Source organism: Pedobacter heparinus (assembly GCF_032678725.1).
GTDB classification, from domain to species: domain Bacteria; phylum Bacteroidota; class Bacteroidia; order Sphingobacteriales; family Sphingobacteriaceae; genus Pedobacter; species Pedobacter heparinus_A.
Genome location: NZ_JAVTSC010000006.1, coordinates 124,258 through 145,493, shown reverse-complemented (window position 1 = coordinate 145,493; position 21,236 = coordinate 124,258). Strand labels below are relative to the sequence as shown.

The 21,236-nt window shown below is 40.4% G+C and carries 20 protein-coding genes; 12 read left to right on the top strand and 8 right to left on the bottom strand.

What is annotated here, in order from left to right; translation table 11 throughout:
* Nucleotides 1–6: 6 nt before the first annotated feature.
* The 3 genes from R2Q85_RS11370 (at nucleotide 7) to R2Q85_RS11360 (ending at nucleotide 2,356) form a co-directional block, all read left to right on the top strand.
* Nucleotides 7–1,008, top strand: a complete 1,002-nt coding sequence (locus R2Q85_RS11370) for a DUF6528 family protein (protein ID WP_316811906.1) — start codon at nucleotides 7–9, stop codon at nucleotides 1,006–1,008.
* Nucleotides 1,009–1,549: 541 nt separating this feature from the next.
* A complete protein-coding gene (locus R2Q85_RS11365; protein ID WP_316811905.1) occupies nucleotides 1,550–2,131 on the top strand; it encodes a DUF4833 domain-containing protein in 582 nt (193 codons plus the stop codon).
* Nucleotides 2,132–2,167: 36 nt separating this feature from the next.
* Nucleotides 2,168–2,356 carry a hypothetical protein gene (locus R2Q85_RS11360; RefSeq protein ID WP_316811904.1) on the top strand — a complete coding sequence of 63 codons (189 nt, stop codon included), beginning with the start codon at nucleotides 2,168–2,170 and terminating at the stop codon, nucleotides 2,354–2,356.
* 37 nt (nucleotides 2,357–2,393) lie between these two features.
* On the opposite strand, the gene R2Q85_RS11355 is transcribed toward R2Q85_RS11360, so the two are convergent.
* From R2Q85_RS11355 to R2Q85_RS11340, 4 genes are all read right to left on the bottom strand, one after another.
* On the bottom strand, nucleotides 2,394–3,326 hold the full coding sequence (locus tag R2Q85_RS11355; RefSeq protein ID WP_316811903.1) for a sulfite exporter TauE/SafE family protein: 933 nt from the start codon (nucleotides 3,324–3,326) through the stop codon (nucleotides 2,394–2,396).
* Between the two features lie 162 nt (nucleotides 3,327–3,488).
* On the bottom strand, nucleotides 3,489–4,856 hold the full coding sequence (locus R2Q85_RS11350) for an MATE family efflux transporter (protein WP_316811902.1): 1,368 nt from the start codon (nucleotides 4,854–4,856) through the stop codon (nucleotides 3,489–3,491).
* A gap of 128 nt (nucleotides 4,857–4,984) precedes the next feature.
* A complete protein-coding gene (locus tag R2Q85_RS11345; RefSeq protein WP_316811901.1) occupies nucleotides 4,985–5,608 on the bottom strand; it encodes an ATP-binding protein in 624 nt (207 codons plus the stop codon).
* 21 nt (nucleotides 5,609–5,629) lie between these two features.
* The gene (locus R2Q85_RS11340) at nucleotides 5,630–6,115 is read right to left on the bottom strand and encodes a DUF4442 domain-containing protein (protein WP_316811900.1); all 486 of its coding nucleotides are present in this window, start codon (nucleotides 6,113–6,115) and stop codon (nucleotides 5,630–5,632) included.
* Between the two features lie 80 nt (nucleotides 6,116–6,195).
* On the opposite strand from R2Q85_RS11340, the gene R2Q85_RS11335 reads away from it, so the two are divergent.
* The 9 genes from R2Q85_RS11335 (at nucleotide 6,196) to R2Q85_RS11295 (ending at nucleotide 17,080) form a co-directional block, all read left to right on the top strand.
* Nucleotides 6,196–6,501: a phosphoribosylpyrophosphate synthetase gene (locus R2Q85_RS11335; RefSeq protein ID WP_316811899.1), complete on the top strand. Its 306-nt coding sequence runs from the start codon at nucleotides 6,196–6,198 to the stop codon at nucleotides 6,499–6,501.
* 114 nt (nucleotides 6,502–6,615) lie between these two features.
* Entirely contained in the window at nucleotides 6,616–6,822 is a 207-nt protein-coding gene (locus R2Q85_RS11330; RefSeq protein WP_316811898.1) for a coproporphyrinogen III oxidase, read from the top strand.
* Nucleotides 6,823–6,950: 128 nt separating this feature from the next.
* Complete coding sequence (locus tag R2Q85_RS11325) at nucleotides 6,951–8,174, top strand: MFS transporter (RefSeq protein ID WP_316811897.1); 1,224 nt, start codon at nucleotides 6,951–6,953, stop codon at nucleotides 8,172–8,174.
* A gap of 79 nt (nucleotides 8,175–8,253) precedes the next feature.
* Nucleotides 8,254–9,150 carry an oxygen-dependent coproporphyrinogen oxidase gene (hemF, locus tag R2Q85_RS11320; RefSeq protein WP_316811896.1) on the top strand — a complete coding sequence of 299 codons (897 nt, stop codon included), beginning with the start codon at nucleotides 8,254–8,256 and terminating at the stop codon, nucleotides 9,148–9,150.
* Nucleotides 9,151–9,280: 130 nt separating this feature from the next.
* The gene (gyrA, locus tag R2Q85_RS11315; RefSeq protein ID WP_316811895.1) at nucleotides 9,281–11,866 is read left to right on the top strand and encodes a DNA gyrase subunit A; all 2,586 of its coding nucleotides are present in this window, start codon (nucleotides 9,281–9,283) and stop codon (nucleotides 11,864–11,866) included.
* Nucleotides 11,867–11,931: 65 nt separating this feature from the next.
* Complete coding sequence (locus R2Q85_RS11310) at nucleotides 11,932–13,008, top strand: tetratricopeptide repeat protein (RefSeq protein WP_316811894.1); 1,077 nt, start codon at nucleotides 11,932–11,934, stop codon at nucleotides 13,006–13,008.
* A gap of 83 nt (nucleotides 13,009–13,091) precedes the next feature.
* Complete coding sequence (locus tag R2Q85_RS11305) at nucleotides 13,092–14,240, top strand: hypothetical protein (protein ID WP_316811893.1); 1,149 nt, start codon at nucleotides 13,092–13,094, stop codon at nucleotides 14,238–14,240.
* 214 nt (nucleotides 14,241–14,454) lie between these two features.
* Nucleotides 14,455–16,614 (top strand): FUSC family protein, encoded by a 2,160-nt coding sequence (locus R2Q85_RS11300; RefSeq protein ID WP_316811892.1) that lies wholly within the window; start codon nucleotides 14,455–14,457, stop codon nucleotides 16,612–16,614.
* 55 nt (nucleotides 16,615–16,669) lie between these two features.
* Nucleotides 16,670–17,080, top strand: a complete 411-nt coding sequence (locus R2Q85_RS11295) for an organic hydroperoxide resistance protein (RefSeq protein ID WP_316811891.1) — start codon at nucleotides 16,670–16,672, stop codon at nucleotides 17,078–17,080.
* Here the strand turns inward: R2Q85_RS11295 and bioB are convergent.
* From bioB to R2Q85_RS11275, 4 genes are read right to left on the bottom strand one after another with little or no spacing between them, the layout of a single operon-like run.
* Entirely contained in the window at nucleotides 17,077–18,087 is a 1,011-nt protein-coding gene (gene bioB / locus R2Q85_RS11290; protein WP_316811890.1) for a biotin synthase BioB, read from the bottom strand. The two genes, R2Q85_RS11295 and bioB, sit on opposite strands and share 4 nt — an antisense overlap.
* A 12-nt stretch (nucleotides 18,088–18,099) precedes the next feature.
* Entirely contained in the window at nucleotides 18,100–19,449 is a 1,350-nt protein-coding gene (mgtE, locus tag R2Q85_RS11285; protein WP_316811889.1) for a magnesium transporter, read from the bottom strand.
* A 27-nt stretch (nucleotides 19,450–19,476) separates the two neighbouring features.
* Nucleotides 19,477–20,595: a magnesium/cobalt transporter CorA gene (gene corA, locus R2Q85_RS11280; protein ID WP_316811888.1), complete on the bottom strand. Its 1,119-nt coding sequence runs from the start codon at nucleotides 20,593–20,595 to the stop codon at nucleotides 19,477–19,479.
* Between the two features lie 4 nt (nucleotides 20,596–20,599).
* On the bottom strand, nucleotides 20,600–21,211 hold the full coding sequence (locus R2Q85_RS11275) for a WbqC family protein (RefSeq protein WP_316811887.1): 612 nt from the start codon (nucleotides 21,209–21,211) through the stop codon (nucleotides 20,600–20,602).
* Nucleotides 21,212–21,236 lie beyond the last annotated feature (25 nt).

Here is a 21,236-nt window from a genome sequence, read left to right as displayed (position 1 = left end):
ATATTTATGAGAAAATTTTTATTTGTTGTTGTTGCAATCTCATTTTTTGCAGCACAATGTAAGAAAAAAGGCTATACAGCCGAGACCGGAGAAAATACCACTCCACCCGTTACCGTTCCGGGGGTTGATCCCCCGGTTTCGGTTGCAGCTTGTAAAAAATGCATCATCCTTGCTGAACAGCTTCAAACCAGGGTGGCGATTGCAGATGTTGCTTCCAAAACCATAATATGGGAATGGAGTCCTTCAACTGCCAATGTCAAAAATGATGCATTAAAGTGGTTTAGTAATATCAGCGATGCAAAATTGGTGTATAATGGAAAATATGTATTGGTAACTGCCTCCGGAGGGGGCGTAGCACTGGTGAGAATTACGGATAAGAAGACCTTGTTTTACGCTTTTGCAGGAGGAAATGTACATTCGGCAGAGTTGCTTCCTGATGGAAATATTGTAAGTGCTTCCAGCACCGGTAACTATTTGACCTTGTTCAGGGTGGATACACTGAATTTTCCCGATCAGGTATATGTAAAAACAATACCTATTGATTTTGGACACAATGTGGTTTGGGACCATAAAAACCAATTGCTTTGGTCGGCAGCTATGAACCAGTTAAAGTCGTTCAAATATAATTTTAATTGTGATTATCCAGACCTTACTCAGGTTGAGTCCATAAACATACCAGGTACCGAAGCACATGACTTATTTCCTGTGTATAATGAAAATGCTTTATGGCTAACCAATACTACAAATGTTTATAAGTTTGATATGGCGACCAAAAAACTTAGCCAGGCAGAGGTATTGCAATCCGATATTAAAAGTGTTTCCTCCGGACCTGAGGGTTTTCCGGTAATACTGCTCAGGCCAAAGGAGTCCTGGTGGTCGGATGAGGTTATTGATGGAAAGGGAAATACTGTATTTTCACAAAATGGCTTAAAAATTTACAAGGCCAGGTGGGTTCTCCAGAATAATTTTAGCTATCCGGCTAATGATAGCTTTAAGCAATGTAAATAATTACAAAACCCCTATAAAAAAAGAAAGAGGCTATCCATCCAGACTATCCTCTATTCTAACCAAATATAAACCTGTATGAACGGGTTTTCTCTTTAATTCTATCCGGATTGATTAGCATCCGGAGTAGAAGTGTTGTTCATTTTTAATAAGACAAATATACATACTTATTTTATATAGTGTATATAATACACTAATGAAATAATATAATTATGACATTAATTTAATATTTCTCTCAAATAATCCGTTTTTTGATATGATTATGGCTGTTTTTTAAGATTGAATTATTGTTAATTTAATCTTAAATTATCTGTTAAATGAAAAATAATAAGCACACATATTTAAAAAACAAACGCCAAACGTGAAAAGCATTATCACTTTGTAAGGATTGATTTTCATGTTTTAAGTCAAAACAGTTCAGCTGTTGTCTTTGAAGGGAACTAAATTGATCTTCATTTCTCAAGTATCGTTGTAATGTAAAATAACCAGCATGGCCTGCTTGTGCAATTGTTTTGAGCTAAATTTGAGTTTAAAAAAAATAAATATGAAGCCAGCAGTTTTGGGCACCCGTACGCATTTGATCATTTGGTTTTGTGGCATGTTACTTTTAAACCCTGGAGCATACGGACAAACTGCTGACCACAGTGATCCGTCTCCTTTAAAATTTCCAACTCCGCAAGGCATAACTAATCAGCTTTTTTATCTGCAAAGAGATCCGAATACCAATACGATTATTTGTGAACTGAATGTAAATGAAGATGGTAATTTAGACAGAAAAGAACCGATAAAAGTGTACTGGATCCGCTATGGTGAAAAGGGTAAAAAAGAAGATCTGAGTTATATCCAGAAAAAATTTGCATACGGTATTCAAACAAAGGATATTGGTAATGGGCAGTACGAACTAAAATTTGTATCGTATAAAAAGTTTCCCATGTATCTTTTGAAATCCCCGGAAGACAAGAAATACTATGTATACGTTACGGTAAATAAGAAAAAAATACAGCTGGAGCGTATCTTTCTTAGGATTGAAGGGGGATCGTTTTGGCTACCTAATGTAAAATACGTGGAGTTGAAGGGTGTAAATACAGCGACTAAAACCCAAACAATAGAAAGAATAAAAGTTTAATTTTCTCTATCTTTAAGTAAATTAATACTTAACGTTATGGAAAAAGAAGCTATGATATCATTATTGGAAATTATCGACCAGCAGGTGAGTTCTTCTATATTAGGTGGAATGGAAGAAACTTATGAAGAGCTGGAAAAACTGGGGTACATCCGGATAAACAGGGACAGTGTGCAGCATTCTGCTTCCATCACACCGGCTGGATTAAACTTTTTAAATCAGCAATGATCCTGACAAATTTCTGATTTACCAGGGCTATTTTCTTTTAGAACAGTTTTCCAACAGACATCCATATGATACGGATGCTGGAGATAATTACGATTGCTGCCACCCCGATAAACATCTTTTTAATGGGAAGTTTACCAACCAGTCTGGCTGCTATGGGGGCTGCGATTACACCACCTACAATCAGCCCTATGATAGACTGCCAGTGGCTTACACCCAGGATGAAAAAGAAGGTGATAGCACTTGCCATGGTTACAAAAAACTCGGTTAAACTCACTGAACCGATTACATATTTTGGCGTACGTCCTTTTGAAATGAGGGTGGAAGTAACCAAAGGCCCCCAACCACCGCCGCCAAATGAATCTAAAAAACCTCCTGCACCAGCCAGCCAGCCAGCGCGTTTCACTTTCTGCGGTTTAGGCTTATCCTTAAATGCATTGCTTAAAATTTTAATACCAAGTAACAAGGTGTAAATAGATATCAATGGTCTGATCCATTGAGAAAAAGCTTCTCCGGCATAACCCAGTAAGAGTGCGCCGGCTATTGCGCCAAGTACGCCGGGAATCAATAAGGTTTTAAATAACTTCTTGTTGACATTGCCAAACCGGTAATGGCTGAACCCGGATGCACCACTCGAAAACATTTCTGCAGTATGGATACTGCCTGATATCACAGCGGGGTTTAAACCGCCAGACAACAGCAGGGTAGTAGAAACTACGCCGTATCCCATACCAAGGGCACCATCAACCAGCTGGGCCATGAAGCCTACCACCAGCATCCAGACGAATTTCTCATCCATTTGCCCATACATTTCTTTGCCAAATGCCAAAACAGACTCGTAGGATAAATAAGCATACATCGCATAGCCGGCAAACAAAGCCGCAAGAATAAGCAGACATAAATAGGCGATCTGTCTCCATTTCTTTTCCTGGGATTTACGATGGATGGTTAACTTGATTTCGTTCTCTTGCATTATATAATATCTATCGAATTAGTCGACAATATTAGTCCAAGTTTTTCAATAATCAAAATAATTCTACTAAATTTATAGAGTTAATTTTAAAAGCCCGCAACATTACCTGTAAGGCCCAATTACAGGGCTTTAAAAACGAAGGAGTGGAAAAGGAGCTGGTTTTTATTCTACGGTACTCAGGATCAAAGCCCTTGTTCTTCGCTGAAACCTGATGAACAGCAGGGTAGAGGCCGTCAGTAAACCGAATGTCAGGCCGTACCAGATCCCATTTACACCAAGTCCCAATACAATGCCCAATAAATACCCCAAAGGGATACCGATGATCCAGTAGGCAATAAAGGTGATAATAGTAGGGATGTTCACATCCCCAATTCCCCTTAATATACCAAGCCCAACTACTTGCGTCCCATCGAACAGCTGGAAAAAACCTGCAATGATCAGTAATTGGGCAGCTATGTTTATTACGGCCATGTCTTCGGTATAGATATAGGGAAGAAAGCTATTGGCAACGATAAACAGTATAGCTGTTATACTCATAAATAAGAGGATAACATGATAACTGGCAATAGCAGATTTTCTAAGGTCCCCGAAATTTCGCTTACCAAAATTGTTGCCTGTTTTAATGGTTGCTGCCGAAGCGATGCCACTGCCCATCATATAAGTTACCGCTGCAAGATTTATCGCTACCTGGTGTGCTGCCTGCTCTACCGCACCAATGGTTCCGATCAAGATGGCCGCACCACTAAAAGCACTGATTTCAAAAGAATATTGTAAGGCTACCGGTGCACCAATTTTTATAATTTTTAAGCTCCTTATCTTGTCCATAAAGCTAATTTTGAAGCTTTGTATATATACCTTAAAGTGTCTGGATCTAAGTACGTAAACGGACATTACAATTGCCATCAGGGTTCTGTCTATCAGGGTGCTTAATCCTACGCCTTTAACACCCATAGCTTCTATACCAAACATTCCTTTTACAAAGATCACTCCAAGAATAACATTGAGCAGATTTCCCCAAATAGAAACAAACATAGCCTGTTTGGTAAAGCCAAGCCCCTCAGCAAACTGTTTAAAGGTCTGGAAGATCATTAGTGGAATAATGGAAAAACCTAAATAACCCAGGTAAGGCTTGGCATAAGCCACCACCTCAGGCGACTGGCCTATATGGTCTATGACCAATAAAGTGCCGAGGTGTACCAGTGCGTACAGAAGTATAGCCGTAAAAAAGTTTATAATCAGGCTATTAGATAGCAGTTTTCCACATTCATCGTAATTTTTCCGTCCGTTCTCCTGTGCAATTAAGGGGGTCAGCCCATAAGAAAGGCCCATACCTAAAACCAGAATAAGCATAAACAGACTGTTTACCAAAGATACTGCTGCCAGCTGTATGGTGCCGGCAAAATGCCCAACTATCACACTATCTGCGAGGTGTACCAGGGTGTGTCCCAATTGGGATACCACAATAGGCATTGCCAAACGTAAATTGTCCGAATAATAAGGTTTGTACTTTGTGTATAGGCTCGTCAACATTTTGGCAAAAATCGGCTTTTTCAAGCTCAATTTTAGTACCGTTGCTCCAAATAAATCAAGAAACCTGCTTTAAAACGTTTAAAATAATATTGGATAGCATGAAATGAATTTAGCATGACATGTGCCTCTTAATTTATGGTAAAATATTCTTCTTTTTCAGAGGAGTGCGGCATGATCAGTCCACTGATGATGAGCTTAACCAGAACCTTCTGGGCCTGCCTGTAAGAACTGCGTGTAAGTTTGCTGAATTCCTTTAAGGTAATCCGGCCTTTTTCGCCAAGGTGCTCAAAAAGTTTTTTTTCCTGATCCGTATATGGAATCAGCTGATCATTTTTATCATTACCTTTTTTAATCACATCAACAATGATCTTACTGGCGAGTAAACTTTTGTCCTTTACCCTGTAATACACCCACCATTTTTTATTTTCATCCAGGGCGTAATGTGGCTTAATATCACTTGGTGCTATTTTAACAACAAGTACCAGCTTATCATCTATATAAACCTCTTCAAATTCAGGTTCTATCGCTGGCTTGCAAAACTGATGGGCTGATTTGGTGATCATATAACGCTCCTCATCTTCAGATTTTACACCTTTGATGCTTCCATCATCAGCTACACCGATCAATAACTGACCGCCCTTATTGTTTGCAAATGCCACCAGGCTTTTTGCTATTTTCTCATTGCTGGTGATCGTTTTTTTAAAATCTAATGTCGTGCCTTCTCCCTGTAAAATTAGTTTCCTGATATTCATTTTGCGTATTCCTTAAAAGCATTAATAAGCGATGCGTGGTTGTTCTCCCTGATGCAGGTTCCTGATATAAACCTCGTTCATTACTGTGGCACAGATCTCTCCCTCAGCATTTGTAATTTCCATGGGGTAAGCTTTTATAAATTTGCCGGTAGTATTTAACGTTGTTATGGCTTCATTTAGCATGTCATCGGTAATGTTTATGGTAAAATATAAATCGCCACGTCCTGGCTTCAGATATTGAATGGCCGCGCTTTTAAGCCATACGCGTACTTTAAATCCGGCCCTTTGTAACAACTGGTCAAAAAGAAGCGCGTAAAAGGGATCTGTAGCTGCATAAATGGTACCTCCGAAAATGGAGCCGTTATAATTCTTATTCCACAAACTTTTTACAATCTTGACGTCAACCCCACGAAATCCATTATGAAATTTTTTAACCCAGATGCGTTGAAACAATAAAGGTGGATATAAACATAAGGCCCATTTGAGGGTTTTTTCTGATACTACCATGATGCTTAAATATCAGAAAGTTTATTGAACAATAAAATTATATATATGATCGTAAGGTAATTTTTTAGTAAATTAGGATTATGTATATATATGATACCCTTACTGCTGCTGTCGCAGATCTTGAGAAGCGCGGCTACGAATATGATTTTAACTTATCAGCCGAATATATTGAATGCAAGGCCATTGATATTCAGCTCATGCCGGAAGAATTTGAAATCGATGAGTTTTATCGTTTTGAAGGAATGACAGATCCTGATGACAGTTCGGTAATTTATGCCATTTCATCTCCTGTTGGTAATTTGAAGGGGGTAATTATAGATGCTTATGGTGCTTATGCCGAAAATATTTCTCCCGAACTGCTGGACAAATTAAAGATTCATCATTAAGTTTTCAGGCCGTGATCAGCTATAAATCTCGCCTACCTGCATTCATTTTTTTAAATACTTAAAACTATTAAGTATTTCTGCTTGTTAATTAGTTGAATTTAAAATAGATATCCTATGAAAAAGCTAATTTTAAGCCTTGCGGTTGCCGGTACATTAAGTATAGCTGTCTCTGCATGCAACTCAACGAAGAATATGTCGGGTACTTCTGATACTACAAAAGTAGATACCAGTATGTCTGCACCCCTGGATACCACCAAAACATTGCCCCCTGATACCACTAAAACATTGCCACCTGATACCACTAAGATGCCACCTCAATAATTTGAGTTAAAAAAAGGGGAGAAAATAACGAGCAAAATAGGCTGATCTGAAAATGGTCGGCCTATTTTTATTTAAATATTTTTGATCATCAAATTTGTTTGTACTTTCATTCCCCAAACTAATTTGATATGACTGCCGAAAAGAAAAACAGAAATGTATTTTTTTTGATCCTTGTTGCCGCATTGGGCTATTTTGTAGACATTTATGATCTGCTGCTGTTTTTAATCATTAAGAACAAAAGTTTAACTGCCCTTGGCGTTCCGGCTGATAAAATAACGGAAACCGGCTTAAACCTGATGAACTGGCAAATGGCTGGATTGCTTATCGGAGGAATATTCTGGGGCATTTTAGGCGATAAAAAGGGCCGGCTCTCGGTGCTTTTCGGTTCCATACTCCTATATTCTACGGCTAACATTGCAAACGGTTTTGTAAGCAGCATACCCATGTACGCTGCTTTAAGGTTTATTGCAGGCCTGGGTTTGGCAGGTGAGCTTGGAGCCGGAATTACCCTGGTAAGCGAAAGCATGAGCAAAGAAAAAAGAGGCTATGGAACCATGCTGGTTGCAGCTATTGGCTTAAGTGGGGCAGTAGCGGCATATATGGTTGGCGATCATTTTGAATGGCGTACCGCTTTTTTCGTAGGAGGTGCATTGGGTATTGTCCTGTTACTTTTACGCATTGGCGTTTTTGAATCAGGGATGTTTGAGATAATGGCTAAAAAAGAGGTTCCGAAAGGGAATTTTCTGATGCTTTTTTCCAGTCGGAAACGCTTCTTTAAATACCTCAACTGTATACTGATCGCAGTTCCGCTTTGGTTTGTGGTAGGCATACTGATAGGTATAGCACCTGATTTTGGTAAAGCATTGAATGCCAGAGAAATATTGGATAATGGCAAAGGCGTAATGTTCGCTTATATCGGCATCTCCCTGGGCGATTTCCTGACCGGCGCCCTGAGCCAGGTTTTTAAGACAAGAAAAAAAATTGTTTTTATTTTCCTGACACTTACTTTCTGCGCCATTCTTTTTTATCTGTTAAATACTGGATGGACAGCCACGGGTTTTTATATCTTGTGTGTCCTATTTGGCGTTTTTACGGGGTACTGGGTGGTATTTGTGACCATTGCAGCGGAACAATTTGGCACAAATTTAAGGGCTACAGTAACCACCAGTGCACCCAATATGGTACGTGGTTCATTAATTTTGGTGAGCATTCTTTTCCAATGGCTGCGTAGCCATATGGGGATTATCAATGCCGCGTTATGCCTGGCAGTACTTACAGTTGGCCTGGCCTACATCGCCCTCTACAACCTGGATGAAACCTACGGACGTGACCTTAATTTTATAGAAGAATAGTGTCAAAACAATGTACTATCTGTAAATTTAAGGGGGTATGACTTTTTATTAAGGTTAACTTTGAGTTTAGTTTTAAAAGATGGTGTTTAAAGATAAAGTAGTAGCTGCCTATCAAAAAATTCAGGATGAGATCTGCAACAGTTTAGAACTGGCTGACGGTAAGGCGAAGTTTGAACAAGAGATCTGGAACAGGGCAGGCGGTGGTGGCGGAAGAACCCGTATCATGCAGCATGGAGACGTAATTGAAAAGGGAGGGGTTAATTTTTCTGCAGTACATGGAAAATTACCTGATGCAGTGAAAAAAGCCTTCCATGTAGAAAGTGACGATTTCTTTGCGACAGGCGTTTCCATTGTCATGCATCCTGCGAATCCTTTTGTACCCATTATCCATATGAACATCCGTTATTTCGAAATGGATGAACAAACCAGGTGGTTTGGCGGAGGGATAGATCTGACCCCACATTACGTTATTGATACCGATGCAAGGTTTTTTCATCACCTCTTAAAACAGACCTGTGATCAGTTTGACCCCACATTTTACGCTAAATTTAAAACCAACGCTGACGATTATTTCTACATCAAGCACAGAGAAGAAACCAGGGGAGTTGGCGGTATTTTTTATGACAGGTTAAAACCCGAAAATACCGGATTATCTTTTGAGCAGCTGCTCGATTTTTCCGTTGCTGTTGGAAACACATTTATACCTGCCTATACAGAATTGATCGAAAGAAACAGGGATCAGGAATTTACAGCCCAGCAGCAAGAGTGGCAATATCTGCGGCGAAGCCGGTACGCAGAATTTAATCTGGTGTACGATGCAGGCACCAAATTTGGTCTCGAAACCAATGGACGCATAGAATCCATACTCATGAGTTTACCTCCGATGGCCAAATGGACCTACAATTATCAGCCGGTTTCGGGCAGCCTGGAGTCTGATACTCTAAGTAAACTCAAAAAGGGAATCGTATGGGCTTAAATGCCTTAAAAAAGCATTCATTTACAGGTTAAAATTTTTCCACAATGCGTCTTAATGGCGCATTTTTTATTAGCTTCGCAAGGTTATAAGAATACCACATTTAAAACGTTCTTAAGGAACATTAATATTTATGGCAGAAGATTTAGAAAATCAGGAAAACGACAAAATAATTAGAATCGATATTGACGAGCAAATGCGGTCTGCATACATCGATTATTCGATGTCGGTTATCGTATCAAGGGCTTTACCAGATGTGCGGGATGGATTAAAACCGGTACACCGCCGTGTATTATACGGAATGCTCGATCTGGGCTTGGCAAACAATAAACCATATAAAAAATCTGCACGTATTGTTGGAGAGGTACTGGGTAAGTACCACCCACATGGCGATGCATCGGTATACAATACGATGGTAAGGATGGCCCAGGAATGGAGCTTACGTTACCTGATGGTAGAGGGGCAAGGAAACTATGGATCTATTGATGGCGATTCTCCTGCAGCAATGCGATATACTGAAGCACGCTTTCAAAAGATTGCAGAAGATATGCTGGCCGACATCAACAAGGATACGGTTGATTTCCAGTTAAACTTTGATGATTCCCTCCAAGAGCCAACTGTTCTTCCATCAAAAGTACCCAACCTGCTGATCAATGGTTCATCCGGTATTGCGGTAGGTATGGCAACAAATATGCCGCCGCATAACATTACCGAAACCATTAATGCAACTATAGCCTATATTGATAACAAAGAGGTAACAATTGCAGAGTTGATGAAGTTCATCAAAGCACCTGACTTTCCTACGGGAGCCATTATCTATGGTTATACAGGTGTTCAGGAAGCATTTGAAACCGGGCGTGGCCGTATTGTAATGCGTGCCAAAGCAGAAATTGAAGCCGTAAAAGACCGTGAAGTTATTATTGTAACGGAGATACCTTATCAGGTAAACAAGGCCCAGATGATCGAGCGCACAGCTGAGCTGGTTGGTGAGAAAAAACTGGAAGGCATTTCGAACATCAAAGATGAATCCAACAAAGATGGCATACGTATCGTTTATGAGATTAAACGTGATGCAAATGCCTCGATAGTTTTAAATAACCTGTTTAAGCAAACAGCTTTACAAACCTCATTTAGCGTAAACAATATTGCGCTGGTTAAGGGAAGACCACAATTGTTAAACCTGAAAGACCTGATCCACTATTTTGTGGAACACAGACATGAGGTGGTGGTTCGCAGAACTAAATTTGAGTTGTCCGAAGCTAAAAAACGGGCACACATTTTAGAGGGCTTATTAATTGCTTTAGATCATTTAGACGAAGTCATCAAATTAATCCGTAATTCAGATACACCGGAAGATGCCCGGACCGGATTAATGGAGAAATTCGGCCTGTCCGATATTCAGGCGAGAGCTATCCTGGACATGACCTTACGCAGGTTAACAGGTCTGGAACGCGATAAGATCAAAGATGAATACAATGAATTGATGAAAACCATCGAATACTTACAGTCTATTCTGGATGATGAAGGTAAACGTATGGAGATCATCAAGGACGAACTTGTGGAAATGAGGGATAAATACGGCGATGAGCGCAGAACGACCATTGTGCATTCAGCCGAAGACATGAGCATGGAAGACTTCATCGAAGATGAGGAAGTGGTAATTACCATCTCACATGAAGGTTACATTAAGCGTACTCCTGCAACAGAATACCGTACACAGGGCAGGGGCGGAAAAGGATCCAAAGGAAGTGACTCCAGAAATGAAGACTTTATTGAACACCTGCTTATAGCCTCTAACCACAATTACATGTTGTTCTTTACAGAAACAGGTCGTTGCTTCTGGTTAAGGGTTTATGAAATTCCTGAAGGAACAAGATTAAGTAAAGGAAGGGCGATACAGAACATTATCAACATTCCTAAAGAGGAGAAGATCAAGGCCTTTATTAAGGTAAAAAACCTGAAAGATCAGGAATATCTTGAAAACAATTACATCATCATGTGTACCAAAAAGGGCACAATTAAGAAAACCTCGTTAGAAGCTTATTCCAGACCAAGGGTAAATGGTATCAATGCCATTAACATCAATGAAGGTGACCAGTTACTGGAAGCCAGTTTAACCACCGGCGCCAGCGAAATTGTAATGGCCTTACGCTCTGGAAGGGCCATTCGTTTCAACGAAGAAAAAGTAAGACCAATGGGCAGGACAGCTACTGGTGTAAGAGGTGTAACCCTTGCTCATGAAAAAGATGAAGTGGTTGGCATGATTGCTGTAGATGATCCGGGGGCAACCATATTGGTAGTTTCAGAAAAAGGCTATGGTAAACGTACAGATATAGAAGATTATCGCGTGACCAACAGGGGGGGTAAAGGTGTTAAAACCATAAACGTCACAGAGAAAACAGGTAACCTTGTTGCTATAAAAAGCGTTACTGATGCAGATGACCTGATGATCATCAATAAATCTGGTATCGTAATCCGGATTGTAGTAAGTGAATTAAGGGTTATGGGCAGGGCAACACAGGGTGTTCGTTTAATTAACCTGAAAGGTAACGATGAGATCGCATCTGTGGCCAGAATTGAACATGAGGACGAAGAAGTTGAAGAAACAGAAAGCCATGTAGTTGTCGATGGTGAACCAGCTGGAGCTGTTGAAGATGAACCAGCTGAAGAGGAGAATGAGGAGGAGGGAGATGCAGCTGAGGATAATGATGAAAAGTAAATTTAACCGGGCCCTCGGGCCCATTAATACCAATAAATAATAATTGTTGAACAAATTATAGAAAAATGAAAAAGGTACTTTTAGGTATATTGTTTGTAGGTGTTGCCTCATTTGCAAACGCTCAAAAAAGTGAAATTAACGAGGCTAAGAAAGCCTGGAATCTTTTGGCGGTTACTTCAGGCAAAACCTTAGCCGACCATTTAAAAGTATTAAATGGTGGGTTAGCACATACTGATAAAGCCATTGCAGATGAGAAATCTAAAATTATGCCTGAGGCATGGTCTTACCGTGCTTTATTTGCATCCAGAATTGCATTAGTGGATTCCGTTGATCAGAATAATGCCAAGGCTAATCAAAAGATCGCTGAAGAGGCCATTGCACAAGCGAAAACTTTAGATACCAAGGGCGCTGAAAAAGAGAATATCGAAACAGCAAGTGTTAACGTAGAAAATGCATTGAGGAACAGAGCGATCTATGCTTACAATAAAAAAGATTTTGCTGCAGCTTTAGATGCATTTAATGAAATTACTGTCAAAAGCCCTAATGACACCAGCATGTACGTAAATGCAGGGGTAACCGCGAAAGAACTAAAAAATTATCCGGAAGTGGTGAAGAATTTCAAAAAGGCAATAGATCTGAATTATAAAGATGCAAAAGTGCTGTACTCTGAAATTGTTGGTATTACATTCGATAAAATCAAAGACAGCGTAGCCGGATTGGCACTTTTAAAAGAAGCTTCCGCTAAATATCCTGATGATTCCTATTTTATTGGGATGGAAACTGATCTTTATATTAAAAAAGGAGACATTGCAAAATCTCAGGAAATGCTTCAAAAGCTGATTGCCAAAGATCCTAAAAATGCGATCTATCAATACTTAATGGGCGATACGTATTACAAGCAGGCACTGGAGATCCAGACCAAAAGAAATGCTTTAGATGTGAAAAAAACTAAGGAATTCAATGAGATGGGCGTTAAGATGACCAAACTGATAGACCAGTCTGTTCCTTATTACAAAGCTGCTTTAGAACTGGACCCTAAAAACGTAAACGCTTTGGAAAATCTGAAAATAATCTACCTGTTTAAAGATGATAAAGTGAACTATGAAGTAGTTAATAAAAAACTGGCGGAATTAAAGCAATAATTCATCCTGATCACACATTAAAAAGAGGGGTAATTTTTATCCCTCTTTTTTTTTTATAAGTTTGTAACAAGAACACGTTTTGTATGAGTAAGATATCTTTAGTTAGTAGTATAGTCCTGGTTTCATTAAGTTGTAACGTTGCTTTCGCTCAAAAAAGTCAGCTTCAGATTGCACGCAATAGCGTAGGTAAGCTGCAGGTGGCCATAAATGCCAAACAAGATGAGAAGAAGCAGCTAGCCGTATTGGGAGAGGGGATCAAGGCGGCAGAAGCTGCTCAAAACGACAACAAAACAAAAAAATGGCCGGAAACCTGGGCAATTAAAGCCTATTTAAGTTCTTACATTTCCATCATTGATGAAAATGAGGGCAATGCTGATAAATATTACAATTCTGCCATCCAGGCTATTGATTCTGCCAAAAGGCTCGATAAATTCCAGGCGAATTACCGTTTAATAGATGCTGCAGCATTTAATATAAATATCCGGAAACAAAAGAAAGGAAATACAGCTTACGCAAAAGGTGATTTTGCTGCCGCTTATGAATTGCTTAAAGAAGTGAGTGATTTGTTGCCAAAGGATACCACTTTGGCAATTAATACCGCACTCGCTGCACAAAATATCCAGTCTTATGATAAAGCATTGGTTTATTTTAAAAGGGCAAAAGACAATGGAATTAAAAATCCTGTTGTTTTCCAGAATATGTCTAGTATTTATACCTCAAAATTTGAGCATGAACTGGCAATCCGTACACTGGAAGAAGGAATTAAGGCAAATCCGTACAATGTTTTTCTAACCAATGACTATATTAATCTGTTGCTCGACAACGAAAAATATACGGAGGCGATGCAAGTCATCGAATCTACACTTAAGGTAGAGAGTAATAATAAACTGTTGTATTTTCTGTATGGTTATTTACAGCAACATAAAGCCAACAACAGCACTGCAGAATTGGCATACAATAAAGCTTTAGGTTTAGATGAAAATTATTTTGATGCATTATACCAGCTGGGCCTGGTTTATATCAATTCTGCAAACGAAGCCTTCAAATCAGGAAAAGCCGAGCGTAATCAGCAATTTGCCTCATACATCAACAGAGCTGAAATCGCATTGCTCCAGGCACATGAGATCAATCAGAATGACAAAGCCACCGTACAATTGCTGATTGAGATCTACACCCGTAAAAACAGATTGGATAAAGTACAGGAACTAAAAGGCAAGCTGGAAGAATTTTAGTACCATGGGCTCAAACGGACTAAATAGGGCATTGTATAATCTATTACTTAACATAATATTAATTATGTGACTTAAAGATATCCTGTATTTGCCTGCCGGTTCCGCAATCTGTTTTTTTATTTTCTCATTTCAATTGAACAAATCTAAAAAATGCCGATCTTAAGCTTAAAATGGTCAAATAATTGATAGGTCCTGGTAACGCTAAATTTGTAATATGTTTAATCGTCCGATCAGAAGTATTCATGATTTTTTATTAAGTACTTATTTTGCTGACGGCCTTCGCATAACATTGGGCGTTCTTTGCCCTTCATTGATCCTTGCACAATTTGGCCTGCTGCAATATGGAATGACGGTATCACTTGGTGCGTTGTGTGCCAGTGTTGTCGACTCACCCGGCCCGATTGTCCACCGCAGGAATGCCATGCTGATCACTACCGCTCTGATCACATTAATCTTCATTGTTGTCGGTTTAACCAACAGCAACATTTATTTTACGGCCATACTCATTGTATTGTTCAGCTTTGTTTTTTCTATGTTCTTTCTGTATGGGCTCAGGGCTGCTTCAATTGGCACTTCAGCCTTACTGATCATGGTATTGAGTATTGACGACATCAGGCCCTGGCAGGAAGTACTTTTCTCCTCCGGACTTATCTTTTTGGGTAGCATCTGGTATACCGGGTTGAGCTATTTTTTTTACAGGATACGCCCCTATCGTTTGGTTCAGCAAACTTTAAGTGATTCCATTCATGAAGTCAGTCTTTTTTTAAGGGCCAAGGCCAGGTTTTACCATAAAAATATCGACTATGATGAAAATTACGCCGATTTGCTGCAACTTCAGGTGCTCGTGCATGAAAAACAGGATGCGGTCAGGGAAGTGTTGTTTAAAACCAGGGAAATTGTAAGAGAATCTACACCCGAAGGACGTTTTCTCCTCCTGGTTTTTGTAGACATGGTCGATCTGTTTGAACAGGTCATGTCTACTTATTACAACTACAAGCAGTTACATGAACAATTTGATTCCTCCGGTATTTTAAGACATTATGAATCCGTAATCAAGAAAATAGCAGATGAACTGGATGATATTGCATTTGCCCTGAAAACCGGTGGTACTCCCCGCCTGCCAACCTCACTGATTAAAGATGTACAAAGATTAAAGAATCAGATCAACTGGCTTGAACGCAAAAATACCGATGGAAAATACAGCACACTAGGTATCATCGCCTTAAAAAACATAGAGGTCAACATTGAAAATATCCTGTCACGTGTTAAAACCATTAACAGCTATTTCAACAAAAAAGAGAAGAAAAATCTAAAGCCCAGGGAAATAGAAATAGACAAATTTGTAACCAGGCAAAGTCTCGATCCTAAATTGCTGTATGAAAACATGACCTTTAGCTCTTCAACTTTCAGGCATTCCCTGCGGGTGGCCATTGTGATGCTGGTCGGATTCATTGTAGCCAAAACGCTAAATCTTTCCCATAGCTACTGGATCCTGCTCACCATCCTTGTCATTTCAAAACCTGGCTTCAGTTTAACCAAGCAACGCAATTACGAACGGATCATTGGAACCGTCATCGGTGCATTTATCGGAATGGGCATCCTGGTCTATGTGCAGGATAAAAACACCCTGTTCTTGATCCTGCTCTTCTGCATGATCGGTGCTTATAGTTTCCAGCGCAAAAATTATGTGGTCAGCGTTCTGTTCATGACCCCTTATATCCTGGTCCTGTTTGATTTTTTGGGTATGGGGAGCCTGTCCATAGCCAGGGAAAGGATTTACGATACACTGATCGGCTCTGGCATTGCCCTGCTGGCCAGCTATTCTCTTTTCCCAAATTGGGAGCATGAAAAACTGAAGGAAGCGATGCTTGATACGCTAAAGGCAAATATGAAATATTTTGAAGAAGTGATACTACTCTATGTGGATGAGGTGCATAACCTGACCAATTATAAAGTAGCACGAAAAGAAGTATATGTGGCAACGGCTAATCTGGCCTCACTTTTTCAACGCATGTTTTCAGAGCCTAAAAGCAAGCAGTTGATGATCAAAGAATTGCATCAGTTTACCGCCCTTAACCACCTGTTTTCCTCTTATATCGCAACCCTGTCCCTGTATAAGAAAGAACATGCCTTCATTGTCGCCAATTTTGAAGACCTTAATCCTACCGTCCAGAATACCATATATCTGCTGAACCTGGCGGTAGAAAACCTGCATGTCAACAAAGAACAGGGAAGTAATGTTCCACTGATCAGGAGAAATATTGACGGGCATAAACCAGTCTCGCAAGATGAGACCATCATTGCCGAACAGATCGACCTGATCCAAAAAGTGGCCTATGACATCTTCAAACTATCCGAAAAAATTAAAATATAAAAACTTTAGGGTGTTATTTACTGTTATATCAGCAGTTAAAAACCAAGAGTAAATTATGGAAAAGTTATATACAGCCTCGGTTACAGCCAAAGGCGGACGGAACGGGCATATTAAATCCAGCGATGGGACAATAGAATTTGATGTGAGAAAACCAAGGGAAATGGGTGGGCAAGGCGGTGCAACAAATCCTGAACAATTATTTGCCGCTGCCTGGGGGCCTTGTTACTTAGGTGCACTTGCAGCTGTGGCAGAACACGATGGTGTTGATGCATCAGAAGCCACAGTAGAAGTGCATGTCTCCTTCAACCAGGATGGCAATTCCTTCCTGCTCTCTGCTGACCTTGATGTACATATCCCTGGCATTTCAGTAGAAGAAACCCAGAAACTGGCCGACAAAGCCAATCGGGTCTGTCCTTATTCCAAAGCTACCAAAGGCAATATCGAAACCAGGGTAACAGCTATTTAAATAGCTGTTACCTCTTCACTTTTAGGTATGGTATTTACAGGTCTGCCGTGCTTAAACGCGTCCCTTGTTTTTAATCCAAGCAATTCAAACATCGCCATGTCGTCTACAAAAGCCGGGTTTGGCGTAGTCAGCAATTTATCTCCCGCAAAGATTGAACTTGCTCCGGCCATAAAACAGAAAGCCTGTTCCAGCGTACTCATTTCATTTCTTCCGGCAGATAAGCGCACTACCGAATTCGGCATTACGATGCGTGCGGTAGCAATCATTCTTACCATATCCCAGATCGGTACCCGTGGCTGATCCTCCAAAGGGGTTCCTTTTACAGGCACCAATGCATTTACAGGAACAGATTCGGGATGTACCTCCATATTGGCCAGGGTCTGTAACATCGCCACCCGGTCTTCAGTAGTCTCCCCTAAACCAATGATACCCCCGCTGCATACCGTCAATTTTGCTTTACGCACATTTTTTATCGTATTTAACCGGTCATCATAAGTACGTGTTGAAATGATGCGTTTGTAATCCTCTTCCGAGGTGTCGATGTTATGGTTGTAGGCATATAAACCTGCATCAGCAAGTCTTTGCGCCTGATTCTCTGTAAGCATACCCAGGGTACAGCAAACCTCCATATCCATGTCATTAACCGCTTTTACCATTTCAATTACCCGGTCAAAATCGCGGTTGTCACGAACTTCACGCCAGGCAGCACCCATGCATAAACGGGATGCACCTCCCTCCTTCGCTTTCACCGCTGCACTTACCACCTGGCCAAGCTGCATTAAAGGCTGAACTTCCAGGTCGGTATGGTAACGTGCAGCCTGCGGGCAATAAGAACAATCTTCCGCACAACCTCCCGTTTTTATGGAGATCAATGAACTTACCTGAACCTCATTGTAAGCCTCGTTCTCCCTGTGTATAGTTGCAGCTTCATAAACCAAATCCAGAAATGGCTTGTGGTAAATTGCCGATATCTCTTCTTTAGTCCAGTTGTGTTTAGTTGGTTGCATATCGTTTATTAATTAAAGTAAAAGTTTACTTGCCAGTCCCAGCAAGAGCAAAAATCCGAAAACGTCGGTAAATGTGGTAATAATTATGGAAGATGCAATGGCGGGATCTATCCCTACCCTTTTTAAGATCAGCGGGATGCCCGCTCCCGTAACGCCGGCAATCAGTAAATTACCGGTCATGGCCAGAAAAATAACCAGTCCAAGCATTGGATTGGTATCAAATAATAAAGCAAATATAAATACAATAATCCCTGTACAGGCCCCATTGATCAACCCAACAGTGAGTTCCTTCAATACCGTTCTGTAAGCCTGGTTATCTGTCAGGTCATATAATGAGATCCTTCTTATGGTTACTGCAAGTGCCTGTGTAGCCGTATTTCCACCCATACCGGCAATAATTGTCATATAGGCAGGCAATACCGGGATCAGCTTAATGGTCGGCTCAAAATGCCGGATAACTGCCGAGGCTAAAAAGGCAGTCCCCAGGTTTAAAATGAGCCAGGGCAAACGGGATTTTACCGCTTCCACCCAGTTACCACTCAGTTCTTCATCTTCTGATACCCCGGATATCTTTAAAATGTCTTCCGTATTCTCATCTTCCAGTACATCAATCACATCGTCAAAGGTCACCCGGCCCAAAAGCTTCCTGTCCTTGTCCAGTACCGGAATACTGGTAATGTTATACTGAGAGATCAGCCTGGCTACTTCTTCCTGGTCCGTATCCGGGTATACCCAGGCTACTTCAGATTTTACAAGTTCCGTAATTTTGGCATTTCCTTTTGCCTTGATGATGTCTTTTAAAGATACGATCCCCTGGAAGATGTTTTCATCATTTACCACGAAAATGGTGTAGAATTCTTCAATCTCCTCACTTTGCCTGATGATCTCATCAATCGCGTCCTTTTTGGTCAGGTTTAAGTTGATCCGGATAAACTCCGTATTCATCAGGCCACCCGCAGTTTCTTCGTGGTAGCTCAATAAGTTCCGGATGTTAGAGGCATCATCCTCGCTCAGGTCGGCCAGGATCTCTTTTTGCTCATGCTCTTCCAGCTGGGAAATGATGTCTGTTGCATCATCATAATCGAGCTCTTCAACAATCTCCGTACGTTTATCAGGATGAAGCTGCAACAGCAGTTCTTCAGGATGCGATTCCTCGTGCATTTCCGAGATCACCTCAGAAGCCGTTTCCACATCCAGTAAATTGATGATCCTCTGTTTGTCGTCCTTATTTAAACTCTCAAACAGAATGGCAATTTCAGAGGCATGATATTCCCCCAGAATAGCTTTGAGCTGTTCATCATCACCATTTAAGGCTACCTTAATCTTAGATAAATCTGTCTTGTCTAGATCAAAAGATTGCATGGGTGGTAAAGGTAGTAATAATCGGTTCTATTTGAACCATCCTTTACGCCAGAAATATATGATTTGCAGAAAAGCAATAAGCCCCATTACAATCATAGTATATAAATAACCATGTTCCTGGTACAGTTCAGGCATATTTTGCGGCAATACTTTACCAGTAACAGGATCCTCAATTGCAAAGTTCATCCCATAAATACCCGCTATAAAAGTAAGGGGTATAAATATAGAAGAAATGATGGTCAGTACCTTCATGATCTCGTTCATCCGGTTGCTGATGATGGACAAATACATATCGATATTGCTTGCCGATATCTCTTTTAAGGATTCTACAATATCGATGATCTGTATACAGTGGTCGTAAGCATCCCTGATAAACAGTTTGCTCTGGTCAGTGATCAGTTTGCTGTCGCTTCTCAGCATGTCATTCAGTTTGTCCCTTTCCGGCCAAACTACCCGCCTTACATTGATCAGGTTTCTTTTAACGATCTGGGTGTCAAACATTACCGTTCTGTCCGGTTTATCAAACAGGCGGTCTTCGATCAAATCCAGCTCATCCCCCCATGCGCCCAAAATCTCAAAATAAGTATCAATAATGATGTCCATCAGGGCGTACATCAGGTAACTGCTGCCTGCTATCCTAATGTTTCCTTTTCCGGCGTTCAAACGCATGCGCACCGGTTCCAGGCAATCTTCATAACCCTCCTGAAAAGTAAATAAAGCATTTTCCATTAAAATAAAGGAGACCTGTTCATTGTCCAGGTTCTTGTTTTCATCAAAATGAAGCATTCTGCTCACCGCAAAATCATACCTGCCATACTCCTCCAGTTTCGGGCGCTGGTAAGTCCTGGTAATGTCTTCCAGCACCAATTTACTGATTCCAAAATCATTGCTCAGTGTTTCAAACATGGCTACAGAGCCAAAACCCTTAATCTCTATCCAGTAATTGAATTCCTGGTTGGCCAGTATCCTGGAAAGGTTTTCAATGTTTTCCAGCTCCTTAACCGCATAATGGTGGTCATTGTAACTGTGAAACCTGATTACAGGCTGTAAAGCATGCTCATCAATGTATACCACACCCGGACTGGAGCCTGCTACCGGTAAAGAATAACGCTTGCGCTTACGTTTGTGTTTTGCTGGTTTACCCATAAGATCAGAGATAGTTTTTGGATTGCGGACCTTGATTGAACAACAGATCAGCTATACTTAAGTTTGGCTTAAATCCTTCCCGGTCATCAAAAACCTGAAAATAAGGTTTAAAATTACCGGCATCAGTTGCCTGTTTAACCTGCAGCTTTGAGCGGTAATCCAGGACCGGATCAATTTCCTTCAGGTATTCAGTTGTAAAATCAAAAACAGGTGTTAATTTCAACATTTTAAACAGCCATTCCAAAAGCTGAAGGTTAAAATCAAAAAGGTAATTGAATTTTTGCTGATAAAAAACAGCAAACTCATCCTCATAATATTCAAAATAAGCAGCGTTTCTGTAACAACTTTCAAAACTTTTCCAATGCAGTCTTTGCCAGTTAAAATCATTGCTGATCTTAACGTCTTTCACTTTGGTATGTACTTTGGAACCCTTGATAACCGGTATGATCAGATCCAGGCTGCCGTTTGGAGAATATATTTTAGCCCTGTTCCTGTAGGTCTGTTTAGGGAAATGCTCTTCCCTTTCCAGTAAAAAATGGTAATTCGATTCTTTTAGACCAGAAAAATAACTTACAGGCGGAAGATAAAAAAGCGGGAATATAGCTGAACTTTGCATCTGATATTTTATGTTTGCATTCTCA

Bases quoted from the DNA above. Each gene is read 5' to 3' on its own strand.
- hemF (WP_316811896.1), top strand. From the start codon at position 8,254: ATGGTGTTTAAAGATAAAGTAGTAGCTGCCTATCAAAAAATTCAGGAT.
- R2Q85_RS11330 (WP_316811898.1), top strand. From the start codon at position 6,616: ATGAAAAAGCTAATTTTAAGCCTTGCGGTTGCCGGTACATTAAGTATA.
- mgtE (WP_316811889.1), bottom strand. From the start codon at position 19,449: ATGCAATCTTTTGATCTAGACAAGACAGATTTATCTAAGATTAAGGTA.
- bioB (WP_316811890.1), bottom strand. From the start codon at position 18,087: ATGCAACCAACTAAACACAACTGGACTAAAGAAGAGATATCGGCAATT.
- R2Q85_RS11345 (WP_316811901.1), bottom strand. From the start codon at position 5,608: ATGAATATCAGGAAACTAATTTTACAGGGAGAAGGCACGACATTAGAT.
- R2Q85_RS11340 (WP_316811900.1), bottom strand. From the start codon at position 6,115: ATGGTAGTATCAGAAAAAACCCTCAAATGGGCCTTATGTTTATATCCA.
- R2Q85_RS11300 (WP_316811892.1), top strand. From the start codon at position 14,455: ATGTTTAATCGTCCGATCAGAAGTATTCATGATTTTTTATTAAGTACT.
- gyrA (WP_316811895.1), top strand. From the start codon at position 9,281: ATGGCAGAAGATTTAGAAAATCAGGAAAACGACAAAATAATTAGAATC.
- R2Q85_RS11370 (WP_316811906.1), top strand. From the start codon at position 7: ATGAGAAAATTTTTATTTGTTGTTGTTGCAATCTCATTTTTTGCAGCA.
- R2Q85_RS11360 (WP_316811904.1), top strand. From the start codon at position 2,168: ATGGAAAAAGAAGCTATGATATCATTATTGGAAATTATCGACCAGCAG.
- R2Q85_RS11355 (WP_316811903.1), bottom strand. From the start codon at position 3,326: ATGCAAGAGAACGAAATCAAGTTAACCATCCATCGTAAATCCCAGGAA.
- R2Q85_RS11335 (WP_316811899.1), top strand. From the start codon at position 6,196: ATGTATATATATGATACCCTTACTGCTGCTGTCGCAGATCTTGAGAAG.
- R2Q85_RS11305 (WP_316811893.1), top strand. From the start codon at position 13,092: ATGAGTAAGATATCTTTAGTTAGTAGTATAGTCCTGGTTTCATTAAGT.
- R2Q85_RS11365 (WP_316811905.1), top strand. From the start codon at position 1,550: ATGAAGCCAGCAGTTTTGGGCACCCGTACGCATTTGATCATTTGGTTT.
- R2Q85_RS11275 (WP_316811887.1), bottom strand. From the start codon at position 21,211: ATGCAAAGTTCAGCTATATTCCCGCTTTTTTATCTTCCGCCTGTAAGT.
- R2Q85_RS11295 (WP_316811891.1), top strand. From the start codon at position 16,670: ATGGAAAAGTTATATACAGCCTCGGTTACAGCCAAAGGCGGACGGAAC.
- corA (WP_316811888.1), bottom strand. From the start codon at position 20,595: ATGGGTAAACCAGCAAAACACAAACGTAAGCGCAAGCGTTATTCTTTA.
- R2Q85_RS11325 (WP_316811897.1), top strand. From the start codon at position 6,951: ATGACTGCCGAAAAGAAAAACAGAAATGTATTTTTTTTGATCCTTGTT.
- R2Q85_RS11350 (WP_316811902.1), bottom strand. From the start codon at position 4,856: ATGTTGACGAGCCTATACACAAAGTACAAACCTTATTATTCGGACAAT.
- R2Q85_RS11310 (WP_316811894.1), top strand. From the start codon at position 11,932: ATGAAAAAGGTACTTTTAGGTATATTGTTTGTAGGTGTTGCCTCATTT.